Below are 26711 nucleotides of genomic sequence, written 5' to 3'. Positions count from 1 at the left end.
CGAATGCGCCTGATAGGGCATCCGGCGGCCTTCTGGACGCTGAGAAAATCCACCGGCAGTTTATTGCCATCACTTGCTGCGTTTTTACACGGCCTGGGCCGGTAGCTGCCCCTGCTGAGAGGCGGCTACCGGTCCAAAGCAAGCACCTCAGAAGTCGGCTTTCAGGGTGACGGCGTAGTTGCGTGGGTCGCCGTACTGGTTACTCGCGTTCAGCCAGCCGATGGAGGAGTAGTACTTCTTGTCGAACAGGTTGTTGCCGTTCAGGGCGACGCTGAAGTTCTTGTTGATCTGGTAGCCCAGGCGCGCGTTCCAGATGGCGTAGCCGGACTGCTTGATATCGCCTACGCCACCGGTGCCACCGAAGTTGGTGTTGTAGTTTTCGCTCTGGATGCTGGCGCCCGCGCCGACGGTCCACTGGCTCAGTGCTCCCGGCAGGTTGTAGTCACCCCAGAAGCGCAGGAGATGGCGCGGCGTGTAGCTGTTGAAGGTGGAGCCGGAAGATGAGGTGCCGTCGCCCGGATCGTTGAGGAACTTGGTCGAGGTATAGGTATAGCCGGCGAACAGCTGCAGGCCCCTGAGCACTTCGCCGCTGATCTCCGCGTCAAAGCCCTCGGCGCGAACCTTGCCGCCGGCCACGTAGCAGTTGTCCTCGCCGTTCTGCCCGCACTCTGAGGCGTAGTCGTACTGCGCACGGTTCTCCTGGTCCACACGGAAGATGGCGAAGCTGGTGTTCACGCGGCCCTCCATCAGCTCGCCTTTCAGGCCGATCTCGTAATTCGAACCCTCAATGGGCTTGAGCGAGGCGCTATCCTGAGTCAGCTCGGTCTGCGGCTTGAAGATGTCGGTGTAGCTGACATAGGCCGACCACTGGTTGTTCAGCTCGTAGATGAGGCCGCCGTAGGGGGTGAACTCGCCGGTTTCCTTCGAATGCGCCGGGGGGGGCGAGGAGGTGGTGAAGCGGGTGAGCTCGTAGTCGTACTGGTAGTTGCTGGTGCGCCCGCCCAGAACCAGGGTCAGCGGCTCGACCAGCTTGTAGCGCACCACGCCGTAGAGGCCGTTCTGGCGGATATGACCCTTGGAGGTGCCGGCATAGGTGGTGCTGAGCATCTCTTCTTCGCTTGGTTCGCGCGGGGATACCGGGTCGTAGATGTTGATCGGCCCGAGGTTGAGCAGTCCGCCTTGCAGGTCGTCGGTCTTCAGGTCGCTGGCGTTGGCGCCGACCACCACCTGGTGCTCCAGGTCGAAGGCGCGCCACTTGCCGGCGAGGTTGATGTCAGCGCCCTTGTTGATGTTTTCGAAGTCGTACAGGTAAGCGCGTGACTGCATGCCGTCACCGGTGGCTGGGTCGACTGCCCCCCGGCCGAAGCTGTAGAGGATGTCGTTGGTCTCGCGGATGTAGCTGCCCGAGGCATTCAGGCGCCAGTCATCGTTGAAGTCATGGGTGACGTCGGCGAAGTAGGTCGTCTGCTTGTTGTTCCATTTGTTCCAGTCGGCGCCGGTGAAGGTGGAGCGGCCCGCGTGCACTGCGCTGCCATCCTTGTTGCGCGGCAGGCCGCCGAAGGACGGTGTCGAGTGCAGGTCTTCCACGCTGGCGCCGGCGGCTACCCTGGTATCGTCGGTCAGGTCGTATTCGAGAATCCCGTAGAGCACGTTCTTGCGGCTTTCCGCCGTGTCATAGAAGTAGTCCCGATCCTCGTGGGCGGCCACCAGGCGACCGCGCAGCTTGCCGTCGGCAGTGAGCGGAGAACTGGCATCGATGCTCTGCCGGTAGGTGTCCCAGGAGCCGGCGCTGGCGGTGAGGGACAGCGACGGCTCGGCCTTCGGACGTTTGCGCACGAGGTTGATCGCCGCGCCGGGGTTGCCGCTGCCCTGCAGCAGGCCGTTGGCACCGCGCAGCACTTCGACGCGGTCGTACAGCAACGTATCGGAGGTGAAGCTGCTGCCGATGGCGTAGTAGCGGCGATCGAGCGGAACGCCGTCGTACTGGATGGTCTCCACCTCGAAGCCGCGCGAGTAAATGTACTTACCGCCGGACGGACTCTGATAGGTGGTGATGCCGGTGGTTTTCTCCAGCACCTGGTCCAGGGTGTCGAGGCGCTGGTCGTCCATCGCCTTGCGTGTGATGACGGTGACCGACTGCGGGATGTCTCTGAGGCGCTGCGTGGATTTACCGATGCTGGCTTCGTTGGATGTGTAGGATCCGGAGCCCTCCGTCGTCGCTCCCAGGCCCTGACCGGTAACGACCGTGTCGCTCATTTCCAGGGCTGTCGGGATTTCCTCCAGCACGTAGCTGCCACCCTGATCGATTGCGCGCAGGCCGGTGCCGGCGAGGAGGGCGGCGAACCCGGCCTCCCTGGAATAGCTGCCATGCAGGCCGTCCGAGTGCCGGTTGGCAGTCTTGCTGGCGTCGAACGAAAGCGCTGCCCCGGCCTCGCTGGCGAAGCGGCTGAGCACTTCGGTCAGTGAGCCGGCGGCAATGTCGTACTGCCGGACGCTTTGCACCGCACCGGTCGGTACCGGCTCTGCGGCCTGGATGGCGGATACGCCCCCAACGGCGAGGCTGAAGAGGGCGGCCTGCACCTGGATGGCGAGCCGATGGCGAACGAACGGATACAACATGGTCTCTCCCCGGTAGTGGTGACCAAGTGGGTCACTGATGCCGGGAAAGCCGAACCAGGGACGAAGAAAGTGCACGGTGTTCAGAATTATTTTTCGCCGGCATCCCGAAGGCGTCAGCTGCGTGGAATCACGGTTACCCAATACCCCGTGCGATACACCGTCGTGACGGGGAAGCTGCGCTCCAGGGATCGCAGTGCGAGGTCGGTGTCATCCAGGGGGAAGGCTCCGGAAATGCGCAGGCTGCTGATGCGTGGGTCGCACCTCAGCAAGCCATGGCGGTAGCGCCCGAGCTCTTCCAGTAACTCTCCCAGCGGGCGGTCGAGCGCGATCAGGCTGCCCTGTTCCCAGGCGCCCACCGAGGCGCTGTTGGCCTGCACGGGGCCGATGACTCCGGAGGCGACGCGGGTGTGCTGGCCTGCTTCCAGGCGCAGGGCGTTGCGCTGTCCCGGAACAGTCACTTCAACGGCTTTTTCCAGGACCGCCACATCGGTGCCGCCGCTCCAGCTGCGCACGGTGAAGCGAGTCCCCAGGGCGCGTACGCTGGCATCGGGGCTCTGGACGAAAAATGGCCTGTCGAGGGCGTCGCTGGCGGTGCTCACCAGCACCTCGCCGACACGCAAGATGATCAGGCGCTGGTTCGCGTCGAAGCGCACATCCACCGCGCTGTCGGTGTTGAGCAGCATCTGGCTGCCATCCGCCAGGGTGAAAGTGCGGCGCTCACCCACTGCGGTTTTGTAGCCGGCAGTGAAGCGTTGGCGCGTATCGCTGCGCCAACCCAGTGTGGCCAGCCCGCCCAGCGAAGCGAGCACCACGACACTGCGCAGCACCTGGCGCCTCGATTGTCCGGTCGAAGCCAGTGTTGCAGCAGCCAGGCGACCCGGCACCCGGGCCATCTGCCGGTTCACCGACTCGATGCGCTGCCAGGCGCGCTGATTGATCGGGTCGGCCGCCAGCCAGCGCTGCCAGGCTTGCTGATCGCTGGCTGCAGTCGACTCATTGGCGAGTCGCGCATACCAGCGCGCGGCTTCGCTGATGGCCTGGCGCTCATTCGGAATGAGGGCGTCGCTCACGAGAGGCGCACCATCGCCAGGCAACAGTGTTCCATGGCCTTGGCCATGTATTTGTTGACGGTGCGGATGGAGATGCCCAGTCGCTCGGCAATCTGGCTGTAGGTCAGTCCTTCCAGCTGTGACAGGATGAAGGCCTGCCGGGTCTTTTGCCCCAGGCCATCGAGCATACGGTCGATTTCCGTCAGCGCTTCGAGGAGCAGGGCCTGCTCTTCTAGGGAGGGCTGGACCGCTTCGGGAAGCAGGGCCAGCGCTTCCAGATAGGCCCGTTCCAGTGAGCGCCGGCGGTACAGGTCTATCACCAGTCCCCGTGCGATGGTCTGCAGGTAGTGACGGGGTTCGCGAATCACCCCAGCGCTCTTGGCCATCAGCACGCGCACGAAGGTGTCCTGCGCCAGGTCGGCCGCATCAGCGGAGTCGTTGAGGCGCTGGCGCAGCCAGCCGCGAAGCCAGCCGTGATGGTCGCGGTACAGCATCCCTACCGATTGCAGCGACGAATCTCCCTGCATTGCAATCCCCCAAGAACAATTTGCAAACGACAATCGTTATCAATCATACGGGATGTGGCAATGCTTGAAAACTGCCGGCTGGGGAGCGTCTGCTTCTAGCAGGAAGTGCCCCGCACAGCCGTTTTCCTCGCCTGCAAGCCCTCATGGCTGCCGTTGCCATGAGGGTGGAAAGTCGGGTGACGGAGACGGCCGTGGGGGTAACCTGAGCAAATCCGGCTAGGTGCGCCCACTGCGGATTGGGTGATTCTGTCGCCGACCGCATAACCAGGAGCTTCCATCCGGTGCCCGATATTCCGACTGCCTACGCCAAACGCTTCGATTCCGTGCTTGCTTACATCGATGGGCACCTCGAGGGTGACCTTTCGGTGAAAACGCTGAGCGAGGTGGCGCATTTCTCGGCGTTTCACTTCCACCGGCAATTCACAGCCTACGTAGGTGTGCCTGTCGCGCGTTATGTGCAACTGATGCGCCTGCGACGCGCGGCGCATCGCCTGGTGTCTGGTGCGGAATACTCGGTAATGGATGCCTCGCTCGACGCCGGCTTTGACAGCCCAGAGGCATTCAGCCGGGCCTTTCGGCGGGACTTCGGCATGGCGCCCAGTGCCTTCCGGCAGCAGCCGAATTGGCAGACCTGGCATGCGGTTTTCGCCATTCCCCATTTTTCCAGGAGCATCACTATGCAGGTACGTATCGTCGATTTCGCTGAGGTCCGGGTCGCCGCCCTCGAACACTGCGGGCCTCCCGCACAGCTCGACGAGAGCGTGCGCCAGTTCATTCGGTGGCGCATGGGTAGCGGGCAGTCGCCAGTAGACGCGAGCCGCACTTTCGGCATTCCCTACGGCAACCCCGACACAACACCAACGGAACAGTTTCGCTTCGACATCTGCGGCGAGATCGGCGAAGCCGTCGCGTCAAACGATTACGGCGTACGCGAGCTGGTCATTCCCGGTGGTCGTTGTGTGGTCGTTCGCCACGTCGGCTCGCCGGATCACATCGGCGAGAGCATCTATCCGGTCTATCGCGACTGGCTGCCTGGCAGTAACGAAGAACTCCGTGACCACCCGCTGTTCTTCCACTACCTGAGCGTCTTTCCTGAGACGCCGCTGGAAGAATGGCAGACGGATATCTACATCCCGCTGCAATAGCACTCGCTCGCACTTTGCCGGCGTCCGAGGCATTCGTGACGGCGGCACTTTGTGCTGCCCGGTCGCGCTGACGACAAGCGTTCGCTACCGCCAGTGGACGATCAAGCATTCAAGGTGATCGACGATGAGCGCCGCGCCTTGCGCCCGACGATCATCTGCAGCCGGCATCCTGGAGTGCAGCGACAACCGGCGAACTTATTCATGGCCCTGGGGCCAGCGCTTTGGCCGGCTCGGACATGGGGTGAGCGGCACGGCGCACACTAGACTGCGGCTACCCAACAGAAGGAGTGGCACATGACTTTCAATCACCAAGTGGTCTGGATCACCGGGGCATCCTCCGGCATTGGCGAGGCGCTGGCGCGCCTGCTGCTGCAGCAGGGCGCGTGCGTCATCCTCTCCGGGCGGCGCGAAGCCGCGCTGCAGGCCGTTGCCGAGCAGGCGCCGCAGCGTGCCCTGGTCCTGCCCTTCGAAAGCACCGACTATGCCGTGCTGCCACAGGTGGTGGAGAAGGCCTGGGCCTGGCAGGGTCGTATCGACTGCCTGATCAACAACGCCGGCATCAGCCAGCGTAGCCTGGCCCTGGATACCCGCTTCGAGGTTTACCGCGAGCTGATGGAAGTCGACTACCTGGCTCCGGTGGCCCTGACCCAGCAGTTGCTGCCGCGTCTGGTCGCTCAGGGGAGTGGCCAATTGGCCGTTGTCAGCTCCGTGGCCGGCAAGGTCGGTGCCCCATTGCGTACCGGCTACTGCGCTGCCAAGCATGCCGTAATCGGCTACTTCGAAGCCTTGCGCGCCGAAGTCGAACAGGCCCATGGCATCAGGGTCAGCGTGATCCTGCCTGGTTCGGTGCGCACCGGCGTGGCCGTCAACGCACTGGGTGGCGACGGTGCCCGTCGCGGTCGCTCCGACGTCAATATCGATAACGGCATGCCTGCCGACGAAGCCGCGCGGCGCATTGTCGAGGGACTGGCGGCCGGTCTGCGCAGCATAGAGGTGGCGGAGGGTACCGAGAAGCTCGCCCTGCACCTGCGAAGCACCGACCCTGAGCGCCTTTTCGCGCTCACTGCCGCCGAAGGCGCGCGCCTGGCCGAAGAGCGTGCCCGCAACGGCAATGCCGATATCGACCCGGGAGCTGTGCAGCGCCTGGGCAACTGAAACCTGTCATCGGAAGGATAAAAGGCCCAGATTACCCTGGGCTTTTTTCTCCAGCGGCGTCAGGCGCGCCCTGAGTATGGCCTGCACCTGGGGAGACTGTGTTTCACCCGCGGCGGCCGCTGCCGGCTCAATGCTGATCCTGTCTGTCGGGCTTGCAGTTTCGATCAGCCCGCACCTTGCAGACAGTGCGATCGAGCAGGAGCTTCAGGATGCCGGGCCCAACCCTATGGTCAACCGGCATCAGGACGGGTTGGTCGCTGCTGCTCGTCGCTGCGCGCAAGTCAGCTCAGCCCTCCAGGATCGCCCGCAATCGCAGTCCGCCGTACGGCGATGCAGCTCTGTCGACGGGCTACTACAGTTGCCCATCGAGGGCGATACCGTCGAAGGGGCTTCGGACCTTTGCTCAGAATGAAAAGTCATCCGTCGTGCATTCTTGCGAGGGCCTTCTCCACTCGTGTTTCCGGTTTGAATCTCGCCTGCGAAAGCAGCAACGGAGCGGGAAGTTTCAAGCAGCCAGAGCGACTGGCGTTGGAGAAAAGGCATGCCCAAGAAAATCATCATTTCCTTCGACGGAACCTGGAACACGCCGGATGCGAAGTCCGAGATCAAGGGCAGTAAAAGCACCAATGTGTGGAAGCTGCATGCATCCATCCTGCCCACCGACAAGGACGGCACGACGCAGGACAAGTGGTACGACAAGGGTGTCGGCACCGCGTGGTACGACCGTCTCGCCGGCGGGGCATTCGGCGTGGGGCTTTCCGAGAAGATCCTCGATGGCTACCGGCAACTGGTCACGACCTACGAGGCCGGTGACCAGATCTACCTGTTCGGCTTCAGCCGTGGGGCCTATACGGCGCGCAGCCTGGTGGGGCTGATCCGCAATGCCGGCCTGCTCAAGCCCGAGCACATCGACCTGACCAACGAAGCCTACGGCCTGTACCGGACCCGCGACGAGGGTGCGGATTCCGACAGTGCCAAGCTGTTCAGGGACAATTTCTCGCGGGTGATCTCCATCCACATGCTCGGCATCTGGGATACCGTGGGCGCCCTGGGTGTGCCGCTGGAATCCTTCGACTGGTTCAACAAGGCCTATTACGAGTTCCATGACACCGAGCTCAGCTCGATCGTCCACAACGCATTCCAGGCGCTGGCCATCGACGAGTGGCGCAAGAATTATCAGTGCACGCTGTGGGACCCGAAGAGCAAGCCCAACCAGCGCGTGGAGCAGGTCTGGTTCTCCGGTGCGCACGCCAATATCGGCGGTGGCTACGCAGACAACAACCTGTCGGATATCGCCCTGGTGTGGATGCTCAACAAGGCGATCGAATGCGGCCTGGCGGTGGATACCGGCAAGACCCCGAGCCTGCCCACGACCACCCAGCCCATCACCAACTCCTACAAGGAATTCCTGGGCGGCGCCTACAGCCAGCTCACCCCGCCGTATTACCGGGATATCGGCAACACGCCCTTCGGCCAGGAGGCGATCGATCCCAGCGTGGAGGACCGCCTCAAGCACGATGCCCAGTACAAGCCGAAGAACCCGGTGGGCGGCCATCTCACCGGCAACTTCACGCCGGTGGGCAAGATCCGCTGACGATCAGCCACGCTGGCCGGTGGCGTGGTTGCGTGTTCTTCGTCGAGCGGCCGGCACAGTCGCTCACGCCGCGGCGAATATCATGGCCCGCGTTAGCGTTTCACGCAGACGAACAGCGCGTTGCCTGAGCTGCCGGCCCACGGCGTGATCCGTTCGTAGTCGTGCTCGAAGACCTGGACCTCGAAGAGCGGCTCCAGCAGCCGCTGCAACTCGGCGAAGGTCACCGCGACCATCGCGTGTTCGTCCTGCCAGGCCTGGGTGTCGCCGGCGCTGGTCTTCTCGATGCTCAGGCGCAAGGCCTGGCGCTCGCCCGCGCCGCTGTAGTACCAGCCGGAACCGAAGGTGAACTGGCTACCCTCGTGCTCGACCGAATGACGCACGAAGGAGCGGTTGTCGATCTGCCCCTTGTCCACGCTGTTGAAGCAGAACACGCCGCCGTCTGCGAGTGCATCGTGCACGCTCGAAAGGCATGCCTGAAGCTGTTCCACGCCGGGGTTGTAGTGGATCGAGTAGAGGAAGCAGGTGATCAGGTCCAGCGGCTCGTCGACGTGGAAGCTGGCCATGTCCTGCCGGCTGAAGTGCGCCTCGGGGCAGCGCTGCCGGGCGATGTCCAGCATCGGCTGGTTAATGTCCAGGCCGGCGCTCTGGTAGCCGACGTCGAGGAAGTGGCGCACGTGCGGCCCGGTTCCGCAGGCGAGGTCCAGGTGCCTGTGCCCCCGGTTGCCGAACAGCTGGTGCAGGCGGCGCACGCAGTGGCTCTGCGCCTGGTAGTCGATGTCGGCGCACATCAGGTCGTAGTAGGAGGACAGGTCGGTGTACAGCGCGTTGGAGGACATAGGCAGCCAGGGAAAGGGATTCGCCGCAGGTTTGGGCGCGGCATGGTACATCAGCCGTGGCCGATCCCCGCGGAAATCGGACTGGCGTGGTCGACGAGGCAGGTGTCATGGCGAGCGTCCGGCGCCTGGACCGGGTTGCCCGGGCTGACGGCCAGCCACCCCGTCCGACAGCGGAGCCGGTCGCCGGCTCCGCAATGCACGGCCATTTTTTTCATTGGCCGCGAAAATATTTTTACTAATTTTCCTCGGCGAAAAGCTGAAGCACCATGCCGCCCCATTCCAACAACAACGTCCTTCGAGGCGGCCAGCAGGAGTGCCCAGGTGCAAGCGTTCAACGAGTGGCGGCAGTGTTTTGCAGCACGGACATTCATCGATGACGCACTGGGCGGCGCCCCTCGGCTCGCACTGCGGGAGGGGGCTGCTGCCATGCACCGCCTCCCGGCTTCCCTGGCCCCGCACGCTTGTCGGGCCGCCCCGATCGACCCCCGCTGAGTTCCTCCGGCAGCGGCTGCCCGAGGCTTGGCTTCGGCTGAGGTAATCGGGCATCCGACCGCTGCGCAGGAAGCCTCGACCGGCATCGCGCCGTTCCAGTCCAACGAGCCCAGAGGCTCGCAGTCCATGAGTCAGCCATGAAAAAAACAACAAGCGCTTCCGCTACGTCCTTGCCTGCCCATCCAGCCCATACCCCATCGCCGTCGTCGCGCAGTTTCCGCAAGTCGCTGGGGATTCCGGCGCTGGTGCTGTTCGGCCTCGCCTACATGGTGCCGCTGGCCGTTTTCACCACCTACGGCCTGGTGACCCGGATGAGCAAGGGGCATCTGCCAACAGCCTATCTCTTCACCCTTGCGGCCATGCTGCTGACTGCCTACAGCTATGGGCGCATGGTGCAGGCGCACCCGTATTCGGGGTCCGTCTACAGCTATACGCGCAAGACCTTCGGCGCAGCGTTCGGCTTCATGGCGGGCTGGACGCTGCTGCTGGACTACATCTTCCTGCCGTTGCTGAGCTACCTGCTGATCGGCATCTACATGACCGACTACTTCCCCTCCGTGCCGCTGTCGGTGTGGATACTCGGGTCCATCGCGCTGGTGACCCTGCTCAACCTCGTCGGCATCGAGTCGATCACCCGGGTCAACTGGGTGCTGATCGTCGCGCAGATGGTTTTCGTGGTGGTGTTCATTGCGCTCTCGCTGAGCCACCTGGGTGCCCAGGCGGAGCCGGTGGCGCTGGTCCAGCCGTTCTATGACGAGCACTTCAGCCTGCCGCTGGTGATGTCCGGTGCGGCGGTACTGTGCCTGTCCTTCCTCGGCTTCGATGCCGTCTCGACCATGGCCGAGGAAACCCCGGAGCCGCGCCGGCAGATTCCCGCAGCGATCATGCTGGTAACCCTGATCGGCGGCGTGCTGTTCATCGTCATGGCCTACTTCGGCCAACTGGTGTTCCCCGAGTGGCAGGCGCTCACCGATGCCGATTCCGCGGCGCTCGACGTGCTGCGCCGGATCGGCGGCGAGTGGCTGGTGACCTTCTTCACCGCGACCTACGTGGCGGGCTGCTTCGCCTCGGCGATGGTGTCCCAGGCGAGCGTCTCCCGCGTGCTCTTCGCCATGGGCCGGGACGGGGCGATTCCCCGTGTATTCGGCAAGCTGGTGACGAAGAAACGCGTGCCGGCGAATGCGATCATCCTGATCAGCCTGCTGTCGCTGATCGCCCTGTTCGTCACCCTGGATACCGTCGCCAACATGATCAGCTTCGGCGCGCTCTTCGCGTTCTCGGCGGTCAACCTGGCGGTGATCAAGCACTACCTGATCGATGAGCGCCTCACCGGCAAGGGCAACTACCTGCGCTACGGGGCGCTGCCGGCCCTGGGCTTCCTCAGCACCATCTGGCTCTGGTCGAGCCTGTCGGGGATGTCCTTCCTGATCGGCTTCGGCTGGATGTGCCTGGGGTTCATCTGCCTGGCCAGCGCCACGCGGATGTTCCAGCAGCAGCTGCCGGACCTGAACATGGCGGAGTGATCGTCGGTCGGATCGAAGCCGGGCTGGCCCCGGCTTCTTTCAAGCGAAGCCGATACTGGTTAAGGTGGCGCGAATTCGAGAAGCGGGCGGGATCGCGCCATGAAACTGCATCAACTGCGCGCCCTGCGCACCATCGCCGAAAGCGGCAGCCTGCAGGAGGCCTCGCGTCTGCTGGAGGTCACCCAGCCGTCACTGTCCAAGGCAGTGAAGGAGCTCGAAGGCGAGCTGGGCGTGCCGCTGCTGGTGCGCTCGAATCGTGGTGTGACGGTCACGGCCTACGGCGAGCGGCTGGTCAGCATGGCCCGGCTGGTCACCGAGGAAGTGCGCCGCGCGCGCGACGAGATCGATACGCTCAAGGGCGAGATGGCCGGCCGCGTGGCTATCGGCGTGTCGCCGGTGACGCCCAATCGCGCCTTTGCCAACTGCTTCAAGCGCTACCGCGAGCTGCACCCGAATGTGCAGCTGCAAATCTTCGAGCTGCGCTCGGTGCAGCTCTTCGAAGGGCTGAAGGAAGGCCGGCTGGACCTGGTGCTGACCACCCAACCGGTGCAGGACGCCGCCGACGGGCAGGTCTGGTACGAACTGGCACCGCAGCCTTCGGCATTGGCGGTGCGCAAAGGGCATCCCCTGGCGGGGGCTCGCTCGCTGCACGAACTGCTGGACCAGGAGTGGCTGTTGTCCGACCCGCTGGAAGTCGCCCTGGCCGGGCAGTTTTTCCGTGAACGCGAGGTGGCGCCGCCCCAGCGCATCACCGAATGTTCTTCCTCGCTGCTCTACCTCGAACTGGCGGCCAGCACCGACGCGGTGAGCTTCTGGTCGCAGCGCATGCTGCAGTTGCCGATGGTGGCGCAAGTGCTGGTGCCACTGCAGATCGCCGAAGCCACGCCGGTGGCGAGCATTTCCATGGTCACTCGCCCGCAGGAGTTGATGACCCGCGAAGCCCGGTTGCTGGCCGAGGAAATGGTGACGGCGTTCAACACCGCGCAAATCTGACCGGCATAACCAGCTTCAATGCTCATGTGTAGAGATCATTACTCCGCGCTTTCGCGCTGATGCATCCTGCCGGCCGCCAGATGCCACCCGAAACGGCCGGAGTCTCCATGAATGCATCGTCATATTTCTCCCAGAGCTACGCCCAGGCGCGCAGCAGGTTCCTCGATGCCTGCGCGGCCGCCGGCCTGCTGGTGGAGTCCCATGTCCATCCGCTGACCGGGCGCGATGGCGAGACGCTGGCGGTGGACGTCGCCCGCGAAGGTGCGTCCGACGCGAAGCGGCTATTGATTATCAGCAGTGGTTGCCATGGCGTCGAAGGCTTCTGCGGCTCCGGCGTGCAGAGCGCTCTGCTGGCCGACGCCCAATGGCGTGAGCATGCGCTGCGCAACGGCTGCGCGGTGCTCTACGTGCACGCCGCCAACCCCTACGGCTTTTCCTGGTGGCGCCGCTGGACCCAGGAGAACGTCGATCTCAACCGCAACTTCCGCGACTTCACCCAGGCGGCCCCGGAGAACCCCGGTTATGCGCGCCTGGACGCGGTACTCGCGCCCCGTCGCTGGCCGAGCCCGTTGGGGCGCCTGCGGCTGCTCGGCTATGCACTGCGCCATGGCCGCTGGGAATTGCAGCGGGCGATTTCCTCCGGCCAGGCGAGTCATCCCGATGGGCTGTTCTTCTCGGGCACTCAGCCGACCTGGAGCAACCGCACCGTGCGCCAGGTGCTGCGCCAGCATGGCCGGCAATGCCGCGAAATAGCCTGGATCGACGTGCACACCGGCCTCGGCCCGACCGGCTACGGCGAGTACATCTACTCGGGTGATCCGCGCCCCGCAGCGTTGCTCCGCGCCCGCGCCTGGTGGGGCGACGAGGTGCGCTCCACGGAGGAGGGCAACAGTGTGTCGGTGAAGCTCAGCGGCAAGCTGGTCCACGCGGCACTCGAGGAGTGCCCGCAGGCGCTGCTGATCTCCATGAGCCTGGAGTTCGGCACCGTGCCCGGTTCGCAAGTGCTCGAAGCGCTGCGCGCGGACCAGTGGCTGCACCGCAACCCCGGTGCGCCGGTGGCAACGGCGCAACGGATCAAGCAGCAGCTGCGCGATGCCTTCTACGTCGACACCGACCAGTGGAAACAGGCCGTACTGACTCGCGCGCGGGATACTGCCTGGAAAGCGGTGGAGGGCCTGTGCAGCGAGATTCCACGAGAGCTGGCCTGAACTCGGCTCAAGCTTCCAACGGGTTGCGCTGCTCCTCGAACCAGTCGAGCACCGCCTGGCAGGCCGGGTGGGCGGCGCCGCTGTCGCGCAGCCACAGGGCGTAGCGGCCGCCGGTCTTCAGTGCTTCGCCGAAAGGCACGATGAGGTCGCCACGCTGCAGGGCGTCGTGGGCCAGCATGCGGTCGGTCATGGCCACGCCCAGGCCGCGGGTGGCGGCGTCCAGCGCCAGGTCGTCGAGGTTGAACAGCATGTGCTTGAACTGCGCCGGTGGTGGCGCGGCCTGCGCGCGCAGCCACTGCGGCCATTCCAGGCCGCCGCTGGAGGCGTGGATCAGCGGGTGGCGGGCCAGTTCCTCCAGTGAGCGCGGCGGCGCCTGGCCGTCGTCCAGGCGCGGGGCACAGACCGGGATCAGGTATTCGTCGTACAGCGGCGTCAGCGCACGGCCCTGGGGGTCGCTGCCGCTGGGCAGGTAGAGCACGTAGGCGTCGCAGTCACCGCCGTCGTCCACCACTTCGCCGCCCACCGTCTCGATGGACAGGCACAGCTCCGGGTGCCGCGAGTAGAAGGAGCTCAGGCGCGGCAGCAGCCAGCGCACCGCCAGCGAGACGAAGATGCGGATGCGGAAAGGCCGGTCCGCCGAGGCCGGCACCAGGCGTTCCTCCAGGCGCAGCAACTGCTGCAGCATGCCTTCGGCCACCGTGTATACCTCGCGGCCGGCGTCGGTCAGCGCCACCTTGCGGCTGGTGCGGTCGAACAGCGGCACACGGTAGTACTCCTCCAGTTGCTGGACCTGCCGGCTGATGGCGCTCTGGGTCAGGTGCAGCTGTAGCGCGGCCGCTGTGAAGCTGCCGGACTCGGCGACCTGCACCAGCGCCTGCAGTGCCTGCAGGGAGGGAACGCGCAGCAGTTTGTCCATGAACCGTCCCTCCACAATCTATGCGTTTTGCGAATACAAGGATGAAAAATGAGCGTTGGTGCGACCAGCGCTGCTGCCCGTAGATTCTGGCCATGACGCGCCATTGGGGAAATCGCTTGGATACGCCCGGCGCATGGATTGTGAAGGAGTGCCGGGCAATGAACAATCACTGCGGCTGGATCGCCCTGGCGGGCGAGTTGCCCGCGCGGCCGACGCTGAGTGCAACCCAGCGGGCGGACTGGCTGATCATCGGCGGCGGCATCACCGGGTTGTCCGCCGCTCACACACTGGCTGCGCGCTTTCCGCAACAGCGCGTGGTGCTGCTGGAGCGCCAGCGCATCGCCCAGGGCGCCTCCGCGCGCAACTCCGGTTTCGTCGTCGCCCACGAGTTGCCGGCGGCCGGCGAACGCCTGGGGCAACCCGGCCATGCCGCTTACCAGGTGGCCTCGCGCATCGGCATCGCGGCAGCGCAGGAGGTCCGCCAGCGCATCGCTGAACTGAACATCGACTGCGAGCTTTACGACGACGGCTATCACTTCGCCGCTCACTGCGCCGAGCATCTGGGCGATATCGACGGCATCCTCGCCACGCTGGCCTCGGTGGGCGCCAACGCTCGCTACTACGAGGGCGCCGCCCTGGAGCAACGGCTCGGCAGCGCGTTCTATGCGCGGGCCATTCATTGCGCCGGCGGCAACGCACTGCTGCAACCTGCGCGCTATGTGAAGGGCCTGGCCGACAGCCTGCCGGCGTCGGTGGAGATCTTCGAGCAGAGCGGCGTGACCGACCTGCGCCGCAGCGGCCAGGGCTGGGTGGCACGCACCGCCCAGGGCGAAGTCCAGGCTTCGCAGGTGCTGGTCTGCCTGGGCGCATTCATCGCCCGCGCCGGCCTGCACGACAGCGGCGCCTTCCCGCTGGAACTCAGCGCCAGCATCACCCGCCCGCTGGATGAGCCACGCTGGCAGTCGCTGTTCGGCGAGCGTCAGTGGGGCGTGCTCGCGCCGTTGCCCGGTGGCGGCACCGTGCGCCTGCTGCCGGGGCGCCGACTGCTGATCCGCAACACCGTCGAGTACCGCCATCGCGACCTCGACAACCGCGCGCTGGCCGAGCGCCGTCGCCGCCATCTCATCGGTTTGCAGAAGCGTTTCCCCGGCATCGTCGACGCCGACCTCGCCTACAGCTGGACCGGCCACCTGAGCGGCACCCGCTCCGGCGAACCGTATTTCGCTCGCGTCGACCAGGGCCTGCATGCCGTGGCCGGCTGCAACGGCTCTGGCGTGGCGCGCGGCACCCTGTGGGGGCGCCTGCTGGTGGAGATGGCGACAGGGGGAAGCTCGCCGGTGCTGGCCGATGTGCTGGCGCAGGCGACTCCCGGCTACCTGCCGCCCAGCCCGTTCTTCGATATCGGCGCTTCGCTGCGCATGGCCTGGGAGGTGCGCCGCGCGCGAGCCGAGGCCTGATTCATCGCTTTACCCACGCACGACCATCCAGAAAGACCATCTCCAAGAACAACAACCGAGGGCAGCATGATCAACCGTCACATGACCCTGGCAGGCCTGGCCCTGTCGCTGTTGGCTGGCACCACCCAGGCGGCGCCGACCGTCACCATCGCCAACTGGAGCAGCTACATCGCCGACGACACCCTGGCGAACTTCACGAAGCAGACCGGCATCCAGACCACCTACGACCTGGTGGACAGCAACGAGACCACCGAAGCCAAGCTGATGACCGGCGCCAGCGGCTACGACCTGGCCAGCCCGTCCAACCACTTCCTGCCGCGGCTGATCAAGGCCGGCGCCATCCAGGAACTTGACAAGAGCAAGCTGCCCAACTGGAACAACCTCGACCCCAAGCTGATGAAGATCCTCGAGGTCAGCGACCCGGGTAACCGCTACGCCATTCCCTACCTCTGGGTGACCGTGGGCATCGGCTACAACGAGGACAGGATCAAGGCCCTCTTCGGCAACACCGACGTCACCCGCAGCTGGCAGCTGCTGTTCGATCCGAAGAACGCGGAGAAGCTCGCCCAGTGCGGCATCGCGGTGATCGACAACGCCACCCAGATGGTGCCCATTACCCTCAAGGTGCTCGGCCGCGACCCGGCCAGCCAGAACCCGGACGACTTCAAGGCGGCCGAGGCGGCGCTGCAGGCGATCCGCCCGTCGATCCGCTACTTCCACCAGTCCAAGTACGTCAGCGACCTGGCCAACGGCAACATCTGCGTCGCCATCGGCTTCAGCGGCGACGTGCTGCAGGCCATGACTGCTGCCCAGCAGGCCGGCAACGGCGTGAAGATCGGCTACAGCCTGCCGCGTGAAGGCAGCACCATCGCGGTGGACACCGTGGTGATCCCCAAGGGCGCACCGCACCTGGACAACGCCTACGCCTACATGAACTACCTGCTGCAGCCCGAGGTGATCGCCAACATCACCAACGCCGTGCAGTACCCCAACGGCAACGCCGCCGCGAGCCAGTACGTGAAGCCGGAACTGCGTGCGAATCCGGCCGTCTATCCGCCGCAGGAAGTGCTCGACACCCTGTTCCCGATCAAGACCCTGTCGCCCTCCGGGATGCGCATGAGCACCCGCCTGTGGACCCGAGTGATGAGCGGCAAATGACCCAGCCCAACGACCTGCGCCGCCACGCCCTGGTGATCGGCGCCGGCGTGGTCGGCCTGGCCACCGCGCTGCAACTGCAACGCCGCGACTTCCGCGTGACCCTGCTGGACCGCAATCCGCCGGGCCTGGCCACGTCATTCGGCAACGCCTGCACCTTCGCCACCTACTCGGTGGAGCCGGTGGCCACGCCCGGCATCTGGCGCAAGGCGCCGGGCATGTTGCTGCGCCCGGACAGCCCGCTGGCGATCCGCCCGGCCTACCTGCCGCGCATCGCGCCGTGGCTGTTGCGGTTCCTGGCGGCTTCGCGGCGTGATCGCGTGGAGGCCATCGGCCACGATCTCAATACCCTGCTGCGCCCGTGCATGGAGGCGTGGCAGGGGTTGTTCGATGCGGCCGGCGCCAATGATCTGATCCGCCACGATGGCTCGCTGTACATCTTCGAGGAGCATGAACGCGGTGGCGCCCAGGCCATGGTGGATTACCACCGGCGCTTCGAGGTGCCGATCCGCTTCGTCGAAGGCGGTGAATTGCGCGAGCTGGAACCCGCACTCAACGCCCGCGCCAGCTGCGCGGTGGAGCTGCCGGGCGTGAGCCGCACGCTCGATCCCTACGCGCTGAGCCTGCGCCTGTTCGAACGTTTCCAGGCCATGGGCGGCGAGTTCCGCCGTGGCGAACTGCTGGGACTCGAACTGGCCGGGCAGGGCCGGGACGCAGTGCAGGCGCAACTGGCGACCGGCGAGCGGCTGGCCGCCGACCGCGTGGCGCTGTGCACCGGCGCCTGGTCGCGCACCTTGGTGGAGCAATTGGGCGATGCCGTGCCGCAGGACACCGAGCGCGGTTACCACGTGCTCTTCGGCCATGCCGGCGAGGTGCTCAATCGCCCGGTGTGCTGGGGCGCCGGCGGCTTCTACATGACGCCCATGGCACAGGGCCTGCGGGTGGCCGGCACGGTGGAGTTCGCCGGACTGGAAGCGCTGCCGAGCCCGGCGCGCTACCGCTGCCTGACCCGTGGCGCGCGGCGCTTCCTGCGCCTGCAGCACGAGCCGGTGTCGCAGTGGATGGGCTTTCGCTCCTCGGTGCCGGACAGCATGCCGGTGCTCGGCCCGTCCCGGCGGCTGCCGCAGGTGTTCTACAACTTCGGCCACGGCCATATCGGCCTGACCCTCGGCGCCATCACCGGCCAGTTGCTCGCCGAGCAGGCCAGCGATGTCGTCACCAGCGTGCCGGTGACGCCGTTCCTTGCCAGCCGCTTCAGCCCACGCTGAAGCGCGGCATTCACCACGGACATTCACCCGAACAGGAAGGAGAACACGACATGCCCCAGTTGACCCTCGTCGCCCCACGCAGCCATGCCATGCGCAGCGTGGGCCTGATGCTGTTGTCGATGTTCTGCTTCGCCGTGGTGGATGCACTGGCCAAGGTCGTGGCGCTGAAATACCCGGCCAACGAAGTGACCTTCTTCCGCATGGCCTTCGGCGTGCTGCCGGCCTTCCTGCTCTGCCTGCGCGGGCGGCCGCTGGTGCAGCGCTGGCGGCAACTGGACGTACGCGGGCAGACCATTCGTGCGGTGACGCTGCTCGGGTCATCCGCGCTGTTCTTCGCCGGGTTGCCCTATGTGCCGCTGAGCGAAGCCATCTCCATCGCCTATTCCGAGGCGCTGCTGGTGATCGTGCTGGCGCCGCTGCTGCTGGGCGAACGCCTGCTGCCGCGCAACGCGCTGGCGGCGGTGCTCGGCTTCCTCGGCGTGCTGATGGTGGTCAAGCCCGACAATGCCGAAGCCAGCCTGGTCGGTCCGGCGCTGCTGGTGGCCAGTGCCTTCTTCGGCGCGCTGTCGATGATCCAGATCCGACGCATCCGCGAGACCGACGACTCGACCACCACGGTGCTGTATTTCACCGTGGTCGGCACGCTGGTGACCGGCACCACGCTGCCGTTTTCCTGGAGCACTCCGAGTTTGCCGGACCTCGGCCTGATGCTTGCCCTCGGCCTGCTGGCGACGCTGGGCCAACTGCTGTTCACCATCGCCGTGCGCCGCGCCCACGCGGCCACCCTGGCGCCTTACACCTACACCAGCATCATCTGGGCGAGCCTGCTCGGCTACCTGATCTGGGGCGAAGTGCTCAGCCTGCTGTCGTTGATCGGCATCGTGCTGATCGTCGGCAGCGCGGTGGTCGTGGCGGTGCTGGAGCAGCCGCCGGAAGGCTCGGTGGTCTGACTTTCCTCGCTTCGCACTTGGCGCCGCGCGCTCCTGCGGATGGAGTCCGGCCTTCGGTTTTCCTCGCCGCGAACCTTGTGCGCGATTCTGCTCAGGCCGAGTGCGTTGGCTGGCCCATCGCGGGCTCGGCCCGCAATAGCCTTCACCCTGCAGAGGAGTATCGCGAGCTGCGGCAGCGTCCATCGGCGTCGACTTCCCCTGGGAGGTGCTTCGACTACCGGTCAGAATCCGGCTCGTCAGTCTGGTACCATCGCGCGCCGAGCTGCCATGTGCCGCGTGATTGTCCCGCGCCTGGCGACACCGGTTTCTTCCGTTTTGCTGCAAACAGGCCGCATCGATCGGCAAGCCCCCCTGCATGGGCAGGGGCGAATCGCTTGCCGCAGGGTCGATGGGGCCTTCTGGAATCCCGATGCACGATCCGATCAAACTCAAGGACCACCAGCAGGAGTCGGCGCTGGTCAACCGCCGGCTGATCGCCTGCGGCCTGCTGGTGGCCCTGATGAGCGTGACCCTGGTGGCGAGGATGTACTTCCTCCAGGTCACCGACTACGCGACCAACGCCACCGTCTCCGAGAACAACCGTATTCACGTGCTGCCGATTCCCCCGGAGCGCGGGCTGATCTTCGACCGCACTGGCAAGGTGCTGGCCGAGAACCTGCCGAGCTTCAACCTCACCCTGACCCGCGAGCGTGCCGGCAACTCGGTGGCGGTGCTCGATCAGGTCACCGATATTCTTCACCTGAGCCCCGAGCAACGCCTGCAGTGCGACAAGGCCCTGAAGAAGAGCCGCCACCCCTTCGAGCCAGTCACCCTGCTGCATGAGCTGAGCGAGGAGCAGATCGCCCTCATCGAGGTCAATCGCTACAAGCTGCCGGGCATCGATGTGGATGCCGAATTCGTCCGCCACTACCCATACGGCGAGCACTTCGCCCATTCGGTCGGCTTCGTCGGGCGGATCAACGAGCGCGAGGCTGCCCGCCTGGACAGCACCGAGTACCGCGGCACCGAGTACGTCGGCAAGACCGGCATCGAGCACTTCTACGAACCGCAACTGCACGGCCACGTGGGCTACGAGGAGGTGGAAACCAACGCCCAGGGCAGGGTCATGCGCGTGCTGAAGAAGGTGCCGCCGGTGGCCGGCGAGAACATCGTGCTGGGCCTCGATGTGGACCTGCAGATCGCCGCCGAAAAGGCCCTGGGTGATCGCCGCGGCTCCGTGGTAGCGCTGGACCCGAACACCGGCCAGGTGCTGGCGATGGTCAGCAACCCCAGCTTCGACCCGAACCTGTTCGTCAATGGCATCAGCTCGGCGCAGTACGCCGAGCTGCGCGATTCCATCGACCGGCCGCTGTTCAACCGGGCGCTGCGCGGGCTGTATTCGCCGGGCTCGACCATCAAGCCGGTGGTAGCCATCGCTGGCCTGGATACCGGCACCATCACCCCGGCCACGCGGGTCTTCGATCCGGGCTACTTCCAACTGCCCAACTACGATCACAAGTACCGCAACTGGAACCACAGCGGCGATGGCTGGGTGGACCTCGACGCCGCCATCAAGCGCTCCAACGACACCTACTTCTACGACGTCGCCCACAAGCTCGGCATCGACCGCATGCACGACTACCTGACGCGTTTCGGGCTGGGCAGCAAGGTGTCCATCGACATGGCCGAGGAATCCCCCGGCCTGATGCCGTCCCGCGAGTGGAAACGCGCCACCCGGCGCCAGGCCTGGTTCCCCGGCGAGACGGTGATCCTCGGTATTGGCCAGGGCTACATGCAGGTGACGCCGCTGCAACTCGCCGAAGCGACCGCGCTGATCGCCAGCAAGGGCGCCTGGCACCGCCCGCGCCTGGCGGAGTCGGTGGGCGGCGAGGACGTTGTCGATGCCCATCCCATGCCCGACATCCACCTGAGCGACCCCCGTGACTGGGACGCGGTGAACTATGGCATGCAGCTGGTCATGCACGACCCGGGCGGCGGCGCTCGGGCCGCGGGGCAGGGCGCGCAGTACCGCATCGCCGGCAAGAGCGGCACCGCGCAGATCGTCGCGATCCGCCAGGGCGAGCGCTACAACCGCCTGAAAACCCAGGAGCGCCACCGCGACAACGCCTTGTTCGTCGGCTTCGCCCCGGCCAGCGCGCCTTCCATCGTGGTGTCGGTCACCATCGAGAACGGCGAAGCCGGTGGCCGGGTCGCCGGACCGGTGGTGCGCGAGATCATGGATGCCTGGCTGCTCGACCAGGATGGCAAGCTCAAGCCGCAGTATGCGGCGCCGGCCGAGACGGCTTCGGGCAAGCACGCCTGATGTCCTGCCGGAGCCCAGCCTGCGCGTCTGGGCTCCGGTATTCGACTAAACCACGTTCTCGGCCAATGCCGCCCGCACCAGCGCATGCAGTTCATCGCCCGGATGCTGTTCCTGCCAGTCCTTGAGCTCGCGGCGCATCGCCGGCGTCCAGAAGTTCTGCAGGTGCTGCTGCACGCCCTGCACCGCCAGGTCGTGGTTCGACTCGGTGGAAAAGTACTGGCCGATCTGGTTGGCCATCTTGATCAGGTTATCCACGCTCATCGACGGGCCTCCGCTTTCTCCGTGTGGCGCCGTTCCTTGAGCAAGCGCCGCTGTTCGTCACTGAACGCCTGGTAGCGATTCTGCCATTCCGAAGGCTGGAACACGCGCACCACTTCCACCGCGGTGACCTTGTATTCCGGACAGTTGGTGGCCCAGTCGGAATTGTCGGTGGTGATCACGTTGGCGCCGGATTCGGGGAAGTGGAAGGTCGTGTAGACCACGCCCGGCGCCACCCGCTCGCTGACCTTGGCGCGCAGCACCGTCTGCCCCGCGCGGCTGCCCACGCCAACCCAGTCGCCGTCGCTGATGCCGCGGCTCTCGGCGTCGCTGGGGTGGATTTCCAGGCGGTCCTCCTCGTGCCAGGCGACGTTGTCGGTGCGCCGGGTCTGCGCGCCGACGTTGTACTGGCTGAGGATGCGCCCGGTGGTGAGTAGCAGCGGGTAGCGGGCGTTGACCTTCTCTTCCGTGGGCACGTAGCCGGTGAGCATGAAGCGCCCCTTGCCGCGCACGAACTGCTCGATGTGCATGGTCGGTGTGCCATCGGGCGCGGCGTCGTTGCACGGCCATTGCAGGCTGCCGTGGCGGTCCAGTTCGGCATAGCTGACGCGGGTGAAGGTCGGCGTCAGGCGGGCGATCTCGTCCATGATCTGCGACGGATGCTGGTAGTCCATGGGGTAACCCAGGGCGCTGGCTAGCGCGATCGTGGCCTCCCAGTCTGCCTTGCCGCCCAGCGGCTCCATCACCTTACGCACGCGGGATATGCGCCGCTCGGCGTTGGTGAAAGTGCCGTCCTTCTCGAGGAAGGAGCTGCCCGGCAGGAATACATGGGCGAACTTGGCGGTTTCGTTGAGGAAGATGTCCTGCACCACCACGCACTCCATGGCGGAAAGAGCCGCGGTGACGTGCTGGGTGTTGGGGTCGCTCTGGGCGATGTCCTCGCCCTGGCAGTACAGCGCCTTGAAGGTGCCGCCCAGCGCCGCTTCGAACATGTTGGGAATGCGCAGGCCGGGATCGGGCTGCAGGGTGACGCCCCAGGCCTGTTCGAACTGGCTGCGCACGGTCTGGTTGGAAATGTGCCGGTAGCCGGGCAGCTCGTGGGGGAAGGAACCCATGTCGCAGGAGCCCTGCACGTTGTTCTGGCCGCGCAGCGGGTTCACCCCGACACCTTCGCGGCCGACGTTGCCGGTGGCCATGGCGAGGTTGGCGATGCCCATCACCGCGGTGCTGCCCTGGCTGTGTTCGGTGACGCCCAGGCCATAGTAGATCGCCGCGTTGCCGCCGGTGGCGTAGAGGCGGGCGGCGGCGCGGATTTCCTCGGCAGGCACGCCGCAGACCGGGCCGAGCACTTCCGGGGCGTTCTCCGGCAGGCTGACGAAATCGCGCCAGCGGATGAAGTCGCTGGCCTCGCAGCGCGCATCGACGAAGTCCTGCTTGACCAGGCCCTCGCTGACGATGACGTGGGCCAGCGCGTTGAGCATGGCGACGTTGGTGCCGGGGCGCAGTTGCAGGTGCAGCTCGGCGCGGGCATGGGGCGAGTCGACCAGGTCGATGCGCCGGGGGTCGATGACGATCAGTTGCGCACCCTGGCGCAACCGGCGCTTGAGCTGCGAGCCGAACACCGGGTGTGCGTCGGTAGGGTTGGCGCCCATCACCAGCACCACGTCGGACTGCATTACCGAGTCGAAGCTCTGGGTGCCGGCGGATTCGCCCAGGGTCTGCTTCAGGCCGTAGCCGGTGGGCGAGTGGCAGACTCGCGCACACGTATCGACGTTGTTGTTGCCGAACGCCGCGCGCACCAGCTTCTGTACCAGGTAGGTTTCTTCGTTGGTGCAGCGGCTGGAGGTGATGCCGCCGATGGAGTCGCGCCCGTATTTCGTCTGGATGCGGCGAAATTCGCTGGCAGCGTAGGTGACGGCCTCGTCCCAGCTGACTTCCTGCCAGGGGTCGCTGATGTGCTTGCGGATCATCGGCGTGGTGATGCGGTCCGGATGCGTGGCGTAGCCCCAGGCGAAGCGGCCCTTGACGCAGGAGTGGCCGTGGTTGGCCTGGCCGTTCTTGTCCGGGACCATGCGCACCAGCTGGTTGCCCTTCATCTCGGCGCGGAAGGAGCAGCCCACGCCGCAGTAGGCGCAGGTGGTGATGACAGCGCGCTCGGGCTGGCCGATCTCGACCACGCTCTTTTCCATCAGCGTAGCGGTCGGGCAGGCCTGCACGCAGGCGCCGCAGGAGACGCATTCGGAATCGAGGAAGTTCTCGCCACCGGCCGCCGCCACGCGCGAGTCGAAGCCGCGCCCAGAGAGGGTCAGGGCGAAGGTGCCCTGGATTTCCTCGCAGGCGCGCACGCAGCGGTTGCAGACAATGCACTTGCTCGGGTCGTAGTCGAAGTAGGGATTGGAAACGTCTTTCGCATCGCTCAGGTGGTTGGCGCCGTCGTAGCCGTAGCGCACCTCGCGCAGGCCGACCTGGCCGGCCACGGTCTGCAACTCGCAGTTGCCGTTGGCGGAGCAGGTCAGGCAATCCAGCGGGTGGTCGGAGATGTACAGCTCCATGACGTTGCGGCGCAGGCCCGCCAGCTTCGGCGTCTGCGTGCGCACCACCATGCCCTCGCTGACCGGCGTGGTGCAGGAGGCCGGGTAGCCGCGCATGCCGTCGATCTCCACCAGGCACATGCGGCAGGAGCCGAAGGCTTCCAGGCTGTCGGTGGCGCAGAGCTTGGGAATGCTGGTGCCCAGCAGCGCAGCGGCGCGCATCACCGAAGTACCGGCAGGGACGCTGATTTCGCGGCCGTCGATGCTCAGGCTGACCTGCACGTCGCTCTCGCGGGCGGGTGTGCCGAGGTCGATGTCACTCGTGCTGGACGTGGCAGGGTCGAAGAAATTGATCACGAGTCGGCCTCCGAAGTCGCCAGACCGAAGTCGGCGGGGAAGTGCTTGAGGGCGCTGGCCACGGGGAAGGCGGTCATGCCGCCGAGGGCGCAGAGCGAGCCGTATTGCATCGTGTCGCAGAGGTCGGTGAGCAGCCGCGCCTGTTCCTCGCGGGCGCTGAGGTCGGTGGCGGCGATCAGCCGGTCGACCACTTCCACGCCACGGGTCGAGCCGATGCGGCAGGGCGTGCACTTGCCGCAGGATTCCTCGGCGCAGAACTGCAGGGCGAAGCGTGCCATGCGTGCCATGTCGAGCGTGTCGTCGACCACCACCACGCCGCCATGGCCGAGCATGGCGCCGACGGCGGCGAAGGCTTCGTAGTCCAGCGGGGTGTCGAACTGCGAGGGCGGTACCCAGGCACCGAGCGGGCCACCGACCTGCGCAGCCTTCAGTGGTCGGCCGCTGGCGGTGCCGCCGCCGTAGCCTTCCACCAGCTCGCGCAGGGTCAGGCCGAAGGCACGTTCCACCAGCCCGCCGTGGCGTATGTTGCCGGCCAGCTGGAAGGGCATGGTGCCCAGCGAACGGCCCATGCCGAAGTCGCGGTAGTACTGTGCGCCCCTGGCCAGGATGATCGGCACCGAGGCCAGGGTGAGCACGTTGTGCACCAGCGTCGGCAGGCCGAACAGGCCTTGCAGCGCCGGTAGCGGCGGCTTGGCGCGGACCACGCCGCGCTTGCCTTCCAGGGAATCCAGCAGGGCGGTTTCCTCACCGCAGATGTAGGCGCCGGCGCCGACCCGCACTTCCAGCTCGAAGGCGCGGCCGCTACCGCAGACATCGTCGCCCAGGTAGCCGGCTTCGCGGGCGATCCTCAGGGCGAGGTTGAGTGTCTCGATGGCGTCCGGGTACTCGGAGCGCACGTAGAGGTAGCCCATGCTCGCGCCGACGGCGAGACCGGCGATGGCCATGCCTTCGATCAGCAGGAAGGGGTCGCCTTCCATCAGCATGCGGTCGGCGAAGGTGCCGGAGTCGCCTTCGTCGGCGTTGCACACCACGTATTTCTGCGGGCCAACGGCGTCACGCACGGTGCGCCACTTGATGCCGGCGGGGAAGGCCGCGCCGCCACGGCCGCGCAGGCCGGAATCGAGCACGGTGGCGACGACGTCGGTGCCGTCCATGCCGATGGCGCGGGCCAGGCCGTCGAAGCCGCCATGGGCACGGTAGTCGTCCAGCGACAGCGGCCGCGTGATGCCGGCGCGGGCGAACAGCAGGCGCTGCTGGGTCTTCAGGTAGGCAATCTCTTCCACCAGACCCAGGGCCAGCGGGTGGCGTGCAGGGGCGTCGGCCAGCGCATCGAAGAGGGACGGGACATCGGCTGCCGCCAGTGGACCGAAGCCCAGCCGGCCTTCGCTGCCGTCCATTTCCACCAGCGGTTCCAGCCAGTACAGGCCGCGCGAGCTGGTGCGCTGGATCTCCAGCGGAATCCGGCGTCGCTCGGCTTCGGCGACCAGGGCGTCGGTCACCTCATCGGCGCCCACCGCGCGGGCCAGCGAATCGCAGGGGATGAACAGTTTCAACATGCGGCGTCCTCCCGGCAACCGTTCACCAGCTCGCGCAGGCGTTCGGCGGTGAGGCGCGCGTGCACCCGGCCGTCCAGCTCCAGGGCCGGCGAGCAGGCGCAGGCGCCCAGGCAATAGACCGGGCGCAGGGCGATGCGGCCGTCGGCGCTGGTGCCGTGGTCGTCCAGCCCGAGCTGTTCGCGCAGTTGTGCGGCGAGGGCTTCGGCGCCGCGGCTCTGGCACGACTCGGCGCGGCACAGGCGCAGCGTATGGCGGGCCGGGGGCGCAGTGCGGAAGTCGTGGTAGAAGCTGATCACCCCGCGTACCTCGGCGACGCTGAGGTTCAGGGCGTGGGCGATTTCAGGGAGGGCAGCGTCGGGGATGTAGCCGACGCAATCCTGGATGGCATGAAGCACTGGCAGCAGGGCGCCGGGCGTGGCTTTCAGGCGTTCCAGAACATCATGGATCAGGGGCAGGTGAAGCGAATCATCAGGCATTCAGCGCACCTCGATATCGCGGATGCCCGCCATGGGCGGCGATCCGGAATCCTTCGGCTGCGGCGTACCGGCCACGTCACGGGCTGCGTGGCTGTTCGGGGCGCCATTCTTATTATCCGGCCAGGCATCTGGGCGCGCCTGGTCCTCGACAGTATGGAAGCTTGCCATCCCTTGTGTTCAAGGATTGCACCGCAGCGACCCTGCGCATCCTGAAACCGACAGACCCTTAAACCGACAGACTGCCGAAACGGCCACGCTGTCCGCTCAGAGCCCCCTTGTTGGCCGGCAAAGCCCTCGGTGGCGAGCGGCGCTCGACTTAACCTGCTGCTGCCCATGACAACAAG

General features: G+C 66.1%; 21 protein-coding genes. 11 read left to right on the top strand and 10 right to left on the bottom strand.

From position 1 onward, the window contains the following. Positions 1-147: 147 nt before the first annotated feature. From A9513_RS27785 to A9513_RS27775, 3 genes are all read right to left on the bottom strand, one after another. A complete protein-coding gene (locus A9513_RS27785; RefSeq protein ID WP_065327912.1) occupies positions 148-2619 on the bottom strand; it encodes a TonB-dependent receptor in 2472 nt (823 codons plus the stop codon). A gap of 113 nt (positions 2620-2732) precedes the next feature. Further along, the gene (locus tag A9513_RS27780; protein WP_065327911.1) at positions 2733-3689 is read right to left on the bottom strand and encodes a FecR domain-containing protein; all 957 of its coding nucleotides are present in this window, start codon (positions 3687-3689) and stop codon (positions 2733-2735) included. After that, positions 3686-4195, bottom strand: a complete 510-nt coding sequence (locus A9513_RS27775) for a sigma-70 family RNA polymerase sigma factor (protein ID WP_024765890.1) — start codon at positions 4193-4195, stop codon at positions 3686-3688. Before A9513_RS27775 ends, A9513_RS27780 begins: the two co-directional genes overlap by 4 nt. A gap of 281 nt (positions 4196-4476) precedes the next feature. Here A9513_RS27775 and A9513_RS27770 point away from each other — a divergent pair, with 281 nt between their 5' ends. The 3 genes from A9513_RS27770 to A9513_RS27760 all read left to right on the top strand — a co-directional run bounded on the left by A9513_RS27770 (position 4477) and on the right by A9513_RS27760 (position 8089). Beyond that, a complete protein-coding gene (locus A9513_RS27770; protein WP_065327910.1) occupies positions 4477-5340 on the top strand; it encodes a GyrI-like domain-containing protein in 864 nt (287 codons plus the stop codon). A gap of 294 nt (positions 5341-5634) precedes the next feature. After that, positions 5635-6495 carry an SDR family NAD(P)-dependent oxidoreductase gene (locus A9513_RS27765; protein WP_065327909.1) on the top strand — a complete coding sequence of 287 codons (861 nt, stop codon included), beginning with the start codon at positions 5635-5637 and terminating at the stop codon, positions 6493-6495. 541 nt (positions 6496-7036) lie between these two features. Continuing rightward, positions 7037-8089, top strand: coding sequence for a DUF2235 domain-containing protein (locus A9513_RS27760; protein WP_065327908.1), 1053 nt, complete (start codon positions 7037-7039; stop codon positions 8087-8089). 92 nt (positions 8090-8181) lie between these two features. Here the strand turns inward: A9513_RS27760 and A9513_RS27755 are convergent, their stop codons facing one another. Continuing rightward, entirely contained in the window at positions 8182-8925 is a 744-nt protein-coding gene (locus A9513_RS27755; protein ID WP_065327907.1) for a class I SAM-dependent methyltransferase, read from the bottom strand. A 629-nt stretch (positions 8926-9554) separates the two neighbouring features. Here A9513_RS27755 and A9513_RS27750 point away from each other — a divergent pair. From A9513_RS27750 to A9513_RS27740, 3 genes are all read left to right on the top strand, one after another. Further along, complete coding sequence (locus tag A9513_RS27750; protein WP_024765884.1) at positions 9555-10940, top strand: APC family permease; 1386 nt, start codon at positions 9555-9557, stop codon at positions 10938-10940. 99 nt (positions 10941-11039) lie between these two features. After that, the gene (locus tag A9513_RS27745; RefSeq protein ID WP_065327906.1) at positions 11040-11933 is read left to right on the top strand and encodes a LysR family transcriptional regulator; all 894 of its coding nucleotides are present in this window, start codon (positions 11040-11042) and stop codon (positions 11931-11933) included. Positions 11934-12040: 107 nt separating this feature from the next. Then, positions 12041-13141 (top strand): M14 family metallopeptidase, encoded by a 1101-nt coding sequence (locus A9513_RS27740; protein ID WP_065327905.1) that lies wholly within the window; start codon positions 12041-12043, stop codon positions 13139-13141. Positions 13142-13148: 7 nt separating this feature from the next. Here the strand turns inward: A9513_RS27740 and A9513_RS27735 are convergent, their stop codons facing one another. Beyond that, complete coding sequence (locus tag A9513_RS27735; RefSeq protein WP_065327904.1) at positions 13149-14057, bottom strand: LysR substrate-binding domain-containing protein; 909 nt, start codon at positions 14055-14057, stop codon at positions 13149-13151. 158 nt (positions 14058-14215) lie between these two features. Here A9513_RS27735 and A9513_RS27730 point away from each other — a divergent pair, with 158 nt between their 5' ends. The 5 genes from A9513_RS27730 (at position 14216) to mrdA (ending at position 21189) form a co-directional block, all read left to right on the top strand. After that, positions 14216-15514 (top strand): FAD-binding oxidoreductase, encoded by a 1299-nt coding sequence (locus A9513_RS27730; RefSeq protein ID WP_065327903.1) that lies wholly within the window; start codon positions 14216-14218, stop codon positions 15512-15514. Positions 15515-15580: 66 nt separating this feature from the next. Further along, entirely contained in the window at positions 15581-16672 is a 1092-nt protein-coding gene (locus tag A9513_RS27725) for a polyamine ABC transporter substrate-binding protein (RefSeq protein ID WP_065327902.1), read from the top strand. After that, complete coding sequence (locus A9513_RS27720; RefSeq protein ID WP_065327901.1) at positions 16669-17937, top strand: FAD-binding oxidoreductase; 1269 nt, start codon at positions 16669-16671, stop codon at positions 17935-17937. Before A9513_RS27725 ends, A9513_RS27720 begins: the two co-directional genes overlap by 4 nt. Before the next feature lie 50 nt (positions 17938-17987). Further along, complete coding sequence (locus tag A9513_RS27715) at positions 17988-18887, top strand: DMT family transporter (protein ID WP_065327900.1); 900 nt, start codon at positions 17988-17990, stop codon at positions 18885-18887. A gap of 409 nt (positions 18888-19296) precedes the next feature. Further along, positions 19297-21189, top strand: coding sequence for a penicillin-binding protein 2 (gene mrdA / locus A9513_RS27710; RefSeq protein ID WP_065327899.1), 1893 nt, complete (start codon positions 19297-19299; stop codon positions 21187-21189). Between the two features lie 45 nt (positions 21190-21234). On the opposite strand, the gene A9513_RS27705 is transcribed toward mrdA, so the two are convergent. From A9513_RS27705 to A9513_RS36230, 5 genes are read right to left on the bottom strand one after another with little or no spacing between them, the layout of a single operon-like run. Further along, positions 21235-21450 carry a formate dehydrogenase subunit delta gene (locus A9513_RS27705; RefSeq protein ID WP_065327898.1) on the bottom strand — a complete coding sequence of 72 codons (216 nt, stop codon included), beginning with the start codon at positions 21448-21450 and terminating at the stop codon, positions 21235-21237. Beyond that, a complete protein-coding gene (gene fdhF, locus A9513_RS27700; RefSeq protein WP_065327897.1) occupies positions 21447-24335 on the bottom strand; it encodes a formate dehydrogenase subunit alpha in 2889 nt (962 codons plus the stop codon). Before fdhF ends, A9513_RS27705 begins: the two co-directional genes overlap by 4 nt. Beyond that, the gene (locus tag A9513_RS27695; RefSeq protein ID WP_065327896.1) at positions 24332-25891 is read right to left on the bottom strand and encodes an NADH-quinone oxidoreductase subunit NuoF; all 1560 of its coding nucleotides are present in this window, start codon (positions 25889-25891) and stop codon (positions 24332-24334) included. The genes fdhF and A9513_RS27695 overlap by 4 nt, the downstream gene beginning before the upstream one ends. Then, complete coding sequence (locus tag A9513_RS27690; RefSeq protein ID WP_065327895.1) at positions 25885-26367, bottom strand: formate dehydrogenase subunit gamma; 483 nt, start codon at positions 26365-26367, stop codon at positions 25885-25887. Before A9513_RS27690 ends, A9513_RS27695 begins: the two co-directional genes overlap by 7 nt. Further along, entirely contained in the window at positions 26368-26535 is a 168-nt protein-coding gene (locus A9513_RS36230; RefSeq protein WP_157837666.1) for a hypothetical protein, read from the bottom strand. Positions 26536-26711 lie beyond the last annotated feature (176 nt).

Origin of the sequence: Pseudomonas sp. AU12215 (assembly GCF_001675465.2) — a bacterium.
In the GTDB taxonomy this organism is placed as follows: Bacteria; Pseudomonadota; Gammaproteobacteria; order Pseudomonadales; family Pseudomonadaceae; genus Pseudomonas; species Pseudomonas nitroreducens.
The sequence above is the reverse complement of the archived record's forward strand: the minus strand, read 5'-3'. Positions and strand labels throughout refer to the sequence as shown.

Excerpts from the sequence above, each read along its gene's own strand:
- A9513_RS27785 (WP_065327912.1), bottom strand. The coding sequence starts at position 2,619 with ATGTTGTATCCGTTCGTTCGCCATCGGCTCGCCATCCAGGTGCAGGCC.
- A9513_RS27775 (WP_024765890.1), bottom strand. The coding sequence starts at position 4,195 with ATGCAGGGAGATTCGTCGCTGCAATCGGTAGGGATGCTGTACCGCGAC.
- A9513_RS27765 (WP_065327909.1), top strand. The coding sequence starts at position 5,635 with ATGACTTTCAATCACCAAGTGGTCTGGATCACCGGGGCATCCTCCGGC.
- A9513_RS27760 (WP_065327908.1), top strand. The coding sequence starts at position 7,037 with ATGCCCAAGAAAATCATCATTTCCTTCGACGGAACCTGGAACACGCCG.
- A9513_RS27755 (WP_065327907.1), bottom strand. The coding sequence starts at position 8,925 with ATGTCCTCCAACGCGCTGTACACCGACCTGTCCTCCTACTACGACCTG.
- A9513_RS27750 (WP_024765884.1), top strand. The coding sequence starts at position 9,555 with ATGAAAAAAACAACAAGCGCTTCCGCTACGTCCTTGCCTGCCCATCCA.
- A9513_RS27745 (WP_065327906.1), top strand. The coding sequence starts at position 11,040 with ATGAAACTGCATCAACTGCGCGCCCTGCGCACCATCGCCGAAAGCGGC.
- A9513_RS27740 (WP_065327905.1), top strand. The coding sequence starts at position 12,041 with ATGAATGCATCGTCATATTTCTCCCAGAGCTACGCCCAGGCGCGCAGC.
- A9513_RS27735 (WP_065327904.1), bottom strand. The coding sequence starts at position 14,057 with ATGGACAAACTGCTGCGCGTTCCCTCCCTGCAGGCACTGCAGGCGCTG.
- A9513_RS27730 (WP_065327903.1), top strand. The coding sequence starts at position 14,216 with ATGAACAATCACTGCGGCTGGATCGCCCTGGCGGGCGAGTTGCCCGCG.
- A9513_RS27725 (WP_065327902.1), top strand. The coding sequence starts at position 15,581 with ATGATCAACCGTCACATGACCCTGGCAGGCCTGGCCCTGTCGCTGTTG.
- A9513_RS27720 (WP_065327901.1), top strand. The coding sequence starts at position 16,669 with ATGACCCAGCCCAACGACCTGCGCCGCCACGCCCTGGTGATCGGCGCC.
- A9513_RS27715 (WP_065327900.1), top strand. The coding sequence starts at position 17,988 with ATGCCCCAGTTGACCCTCGTCGCCCCACGCAGCCATGCCATGCGCAGC.
- mrdA (WP_065327899.1), top strand. The coding sequence starts at position 19,297 with ATGCACGATCCGATCAAACTCAAGGACCACCAGCAGGAGTCGGCGCTG.
- A9513_RS27705 (WP_065327898.1), bottom strand. The coding sequence starts at position 21,450 with ATGAGCGTGGATAACCTGATCAAGATGGCCAACCAGATCGGCCAGTAC.
- A9513_RS27695 (WP_065327896.1), bottom strand. The coding sequence starts at position 25,891 with ATGTTGAAACTGTTCATCCCCTGCGATTCGCTGGCCCGCGCGGTGGGC.
- A9513_RS27690 (WP_065327895.1), bottom strand. The coding sequence starts at position 26,367 with ATGCCTGATGATTCGCTTCACCTGCCCCTGATCCATGATGTTCTGGAA.
- A9513_RS36230 (WP_157837666.1), bottom strand. The coding sequence starts at position 26,535 with ATGGCAAGCTTCCATACTGTCGAGGACCAGGCGCGCCCAGATGCCTGG.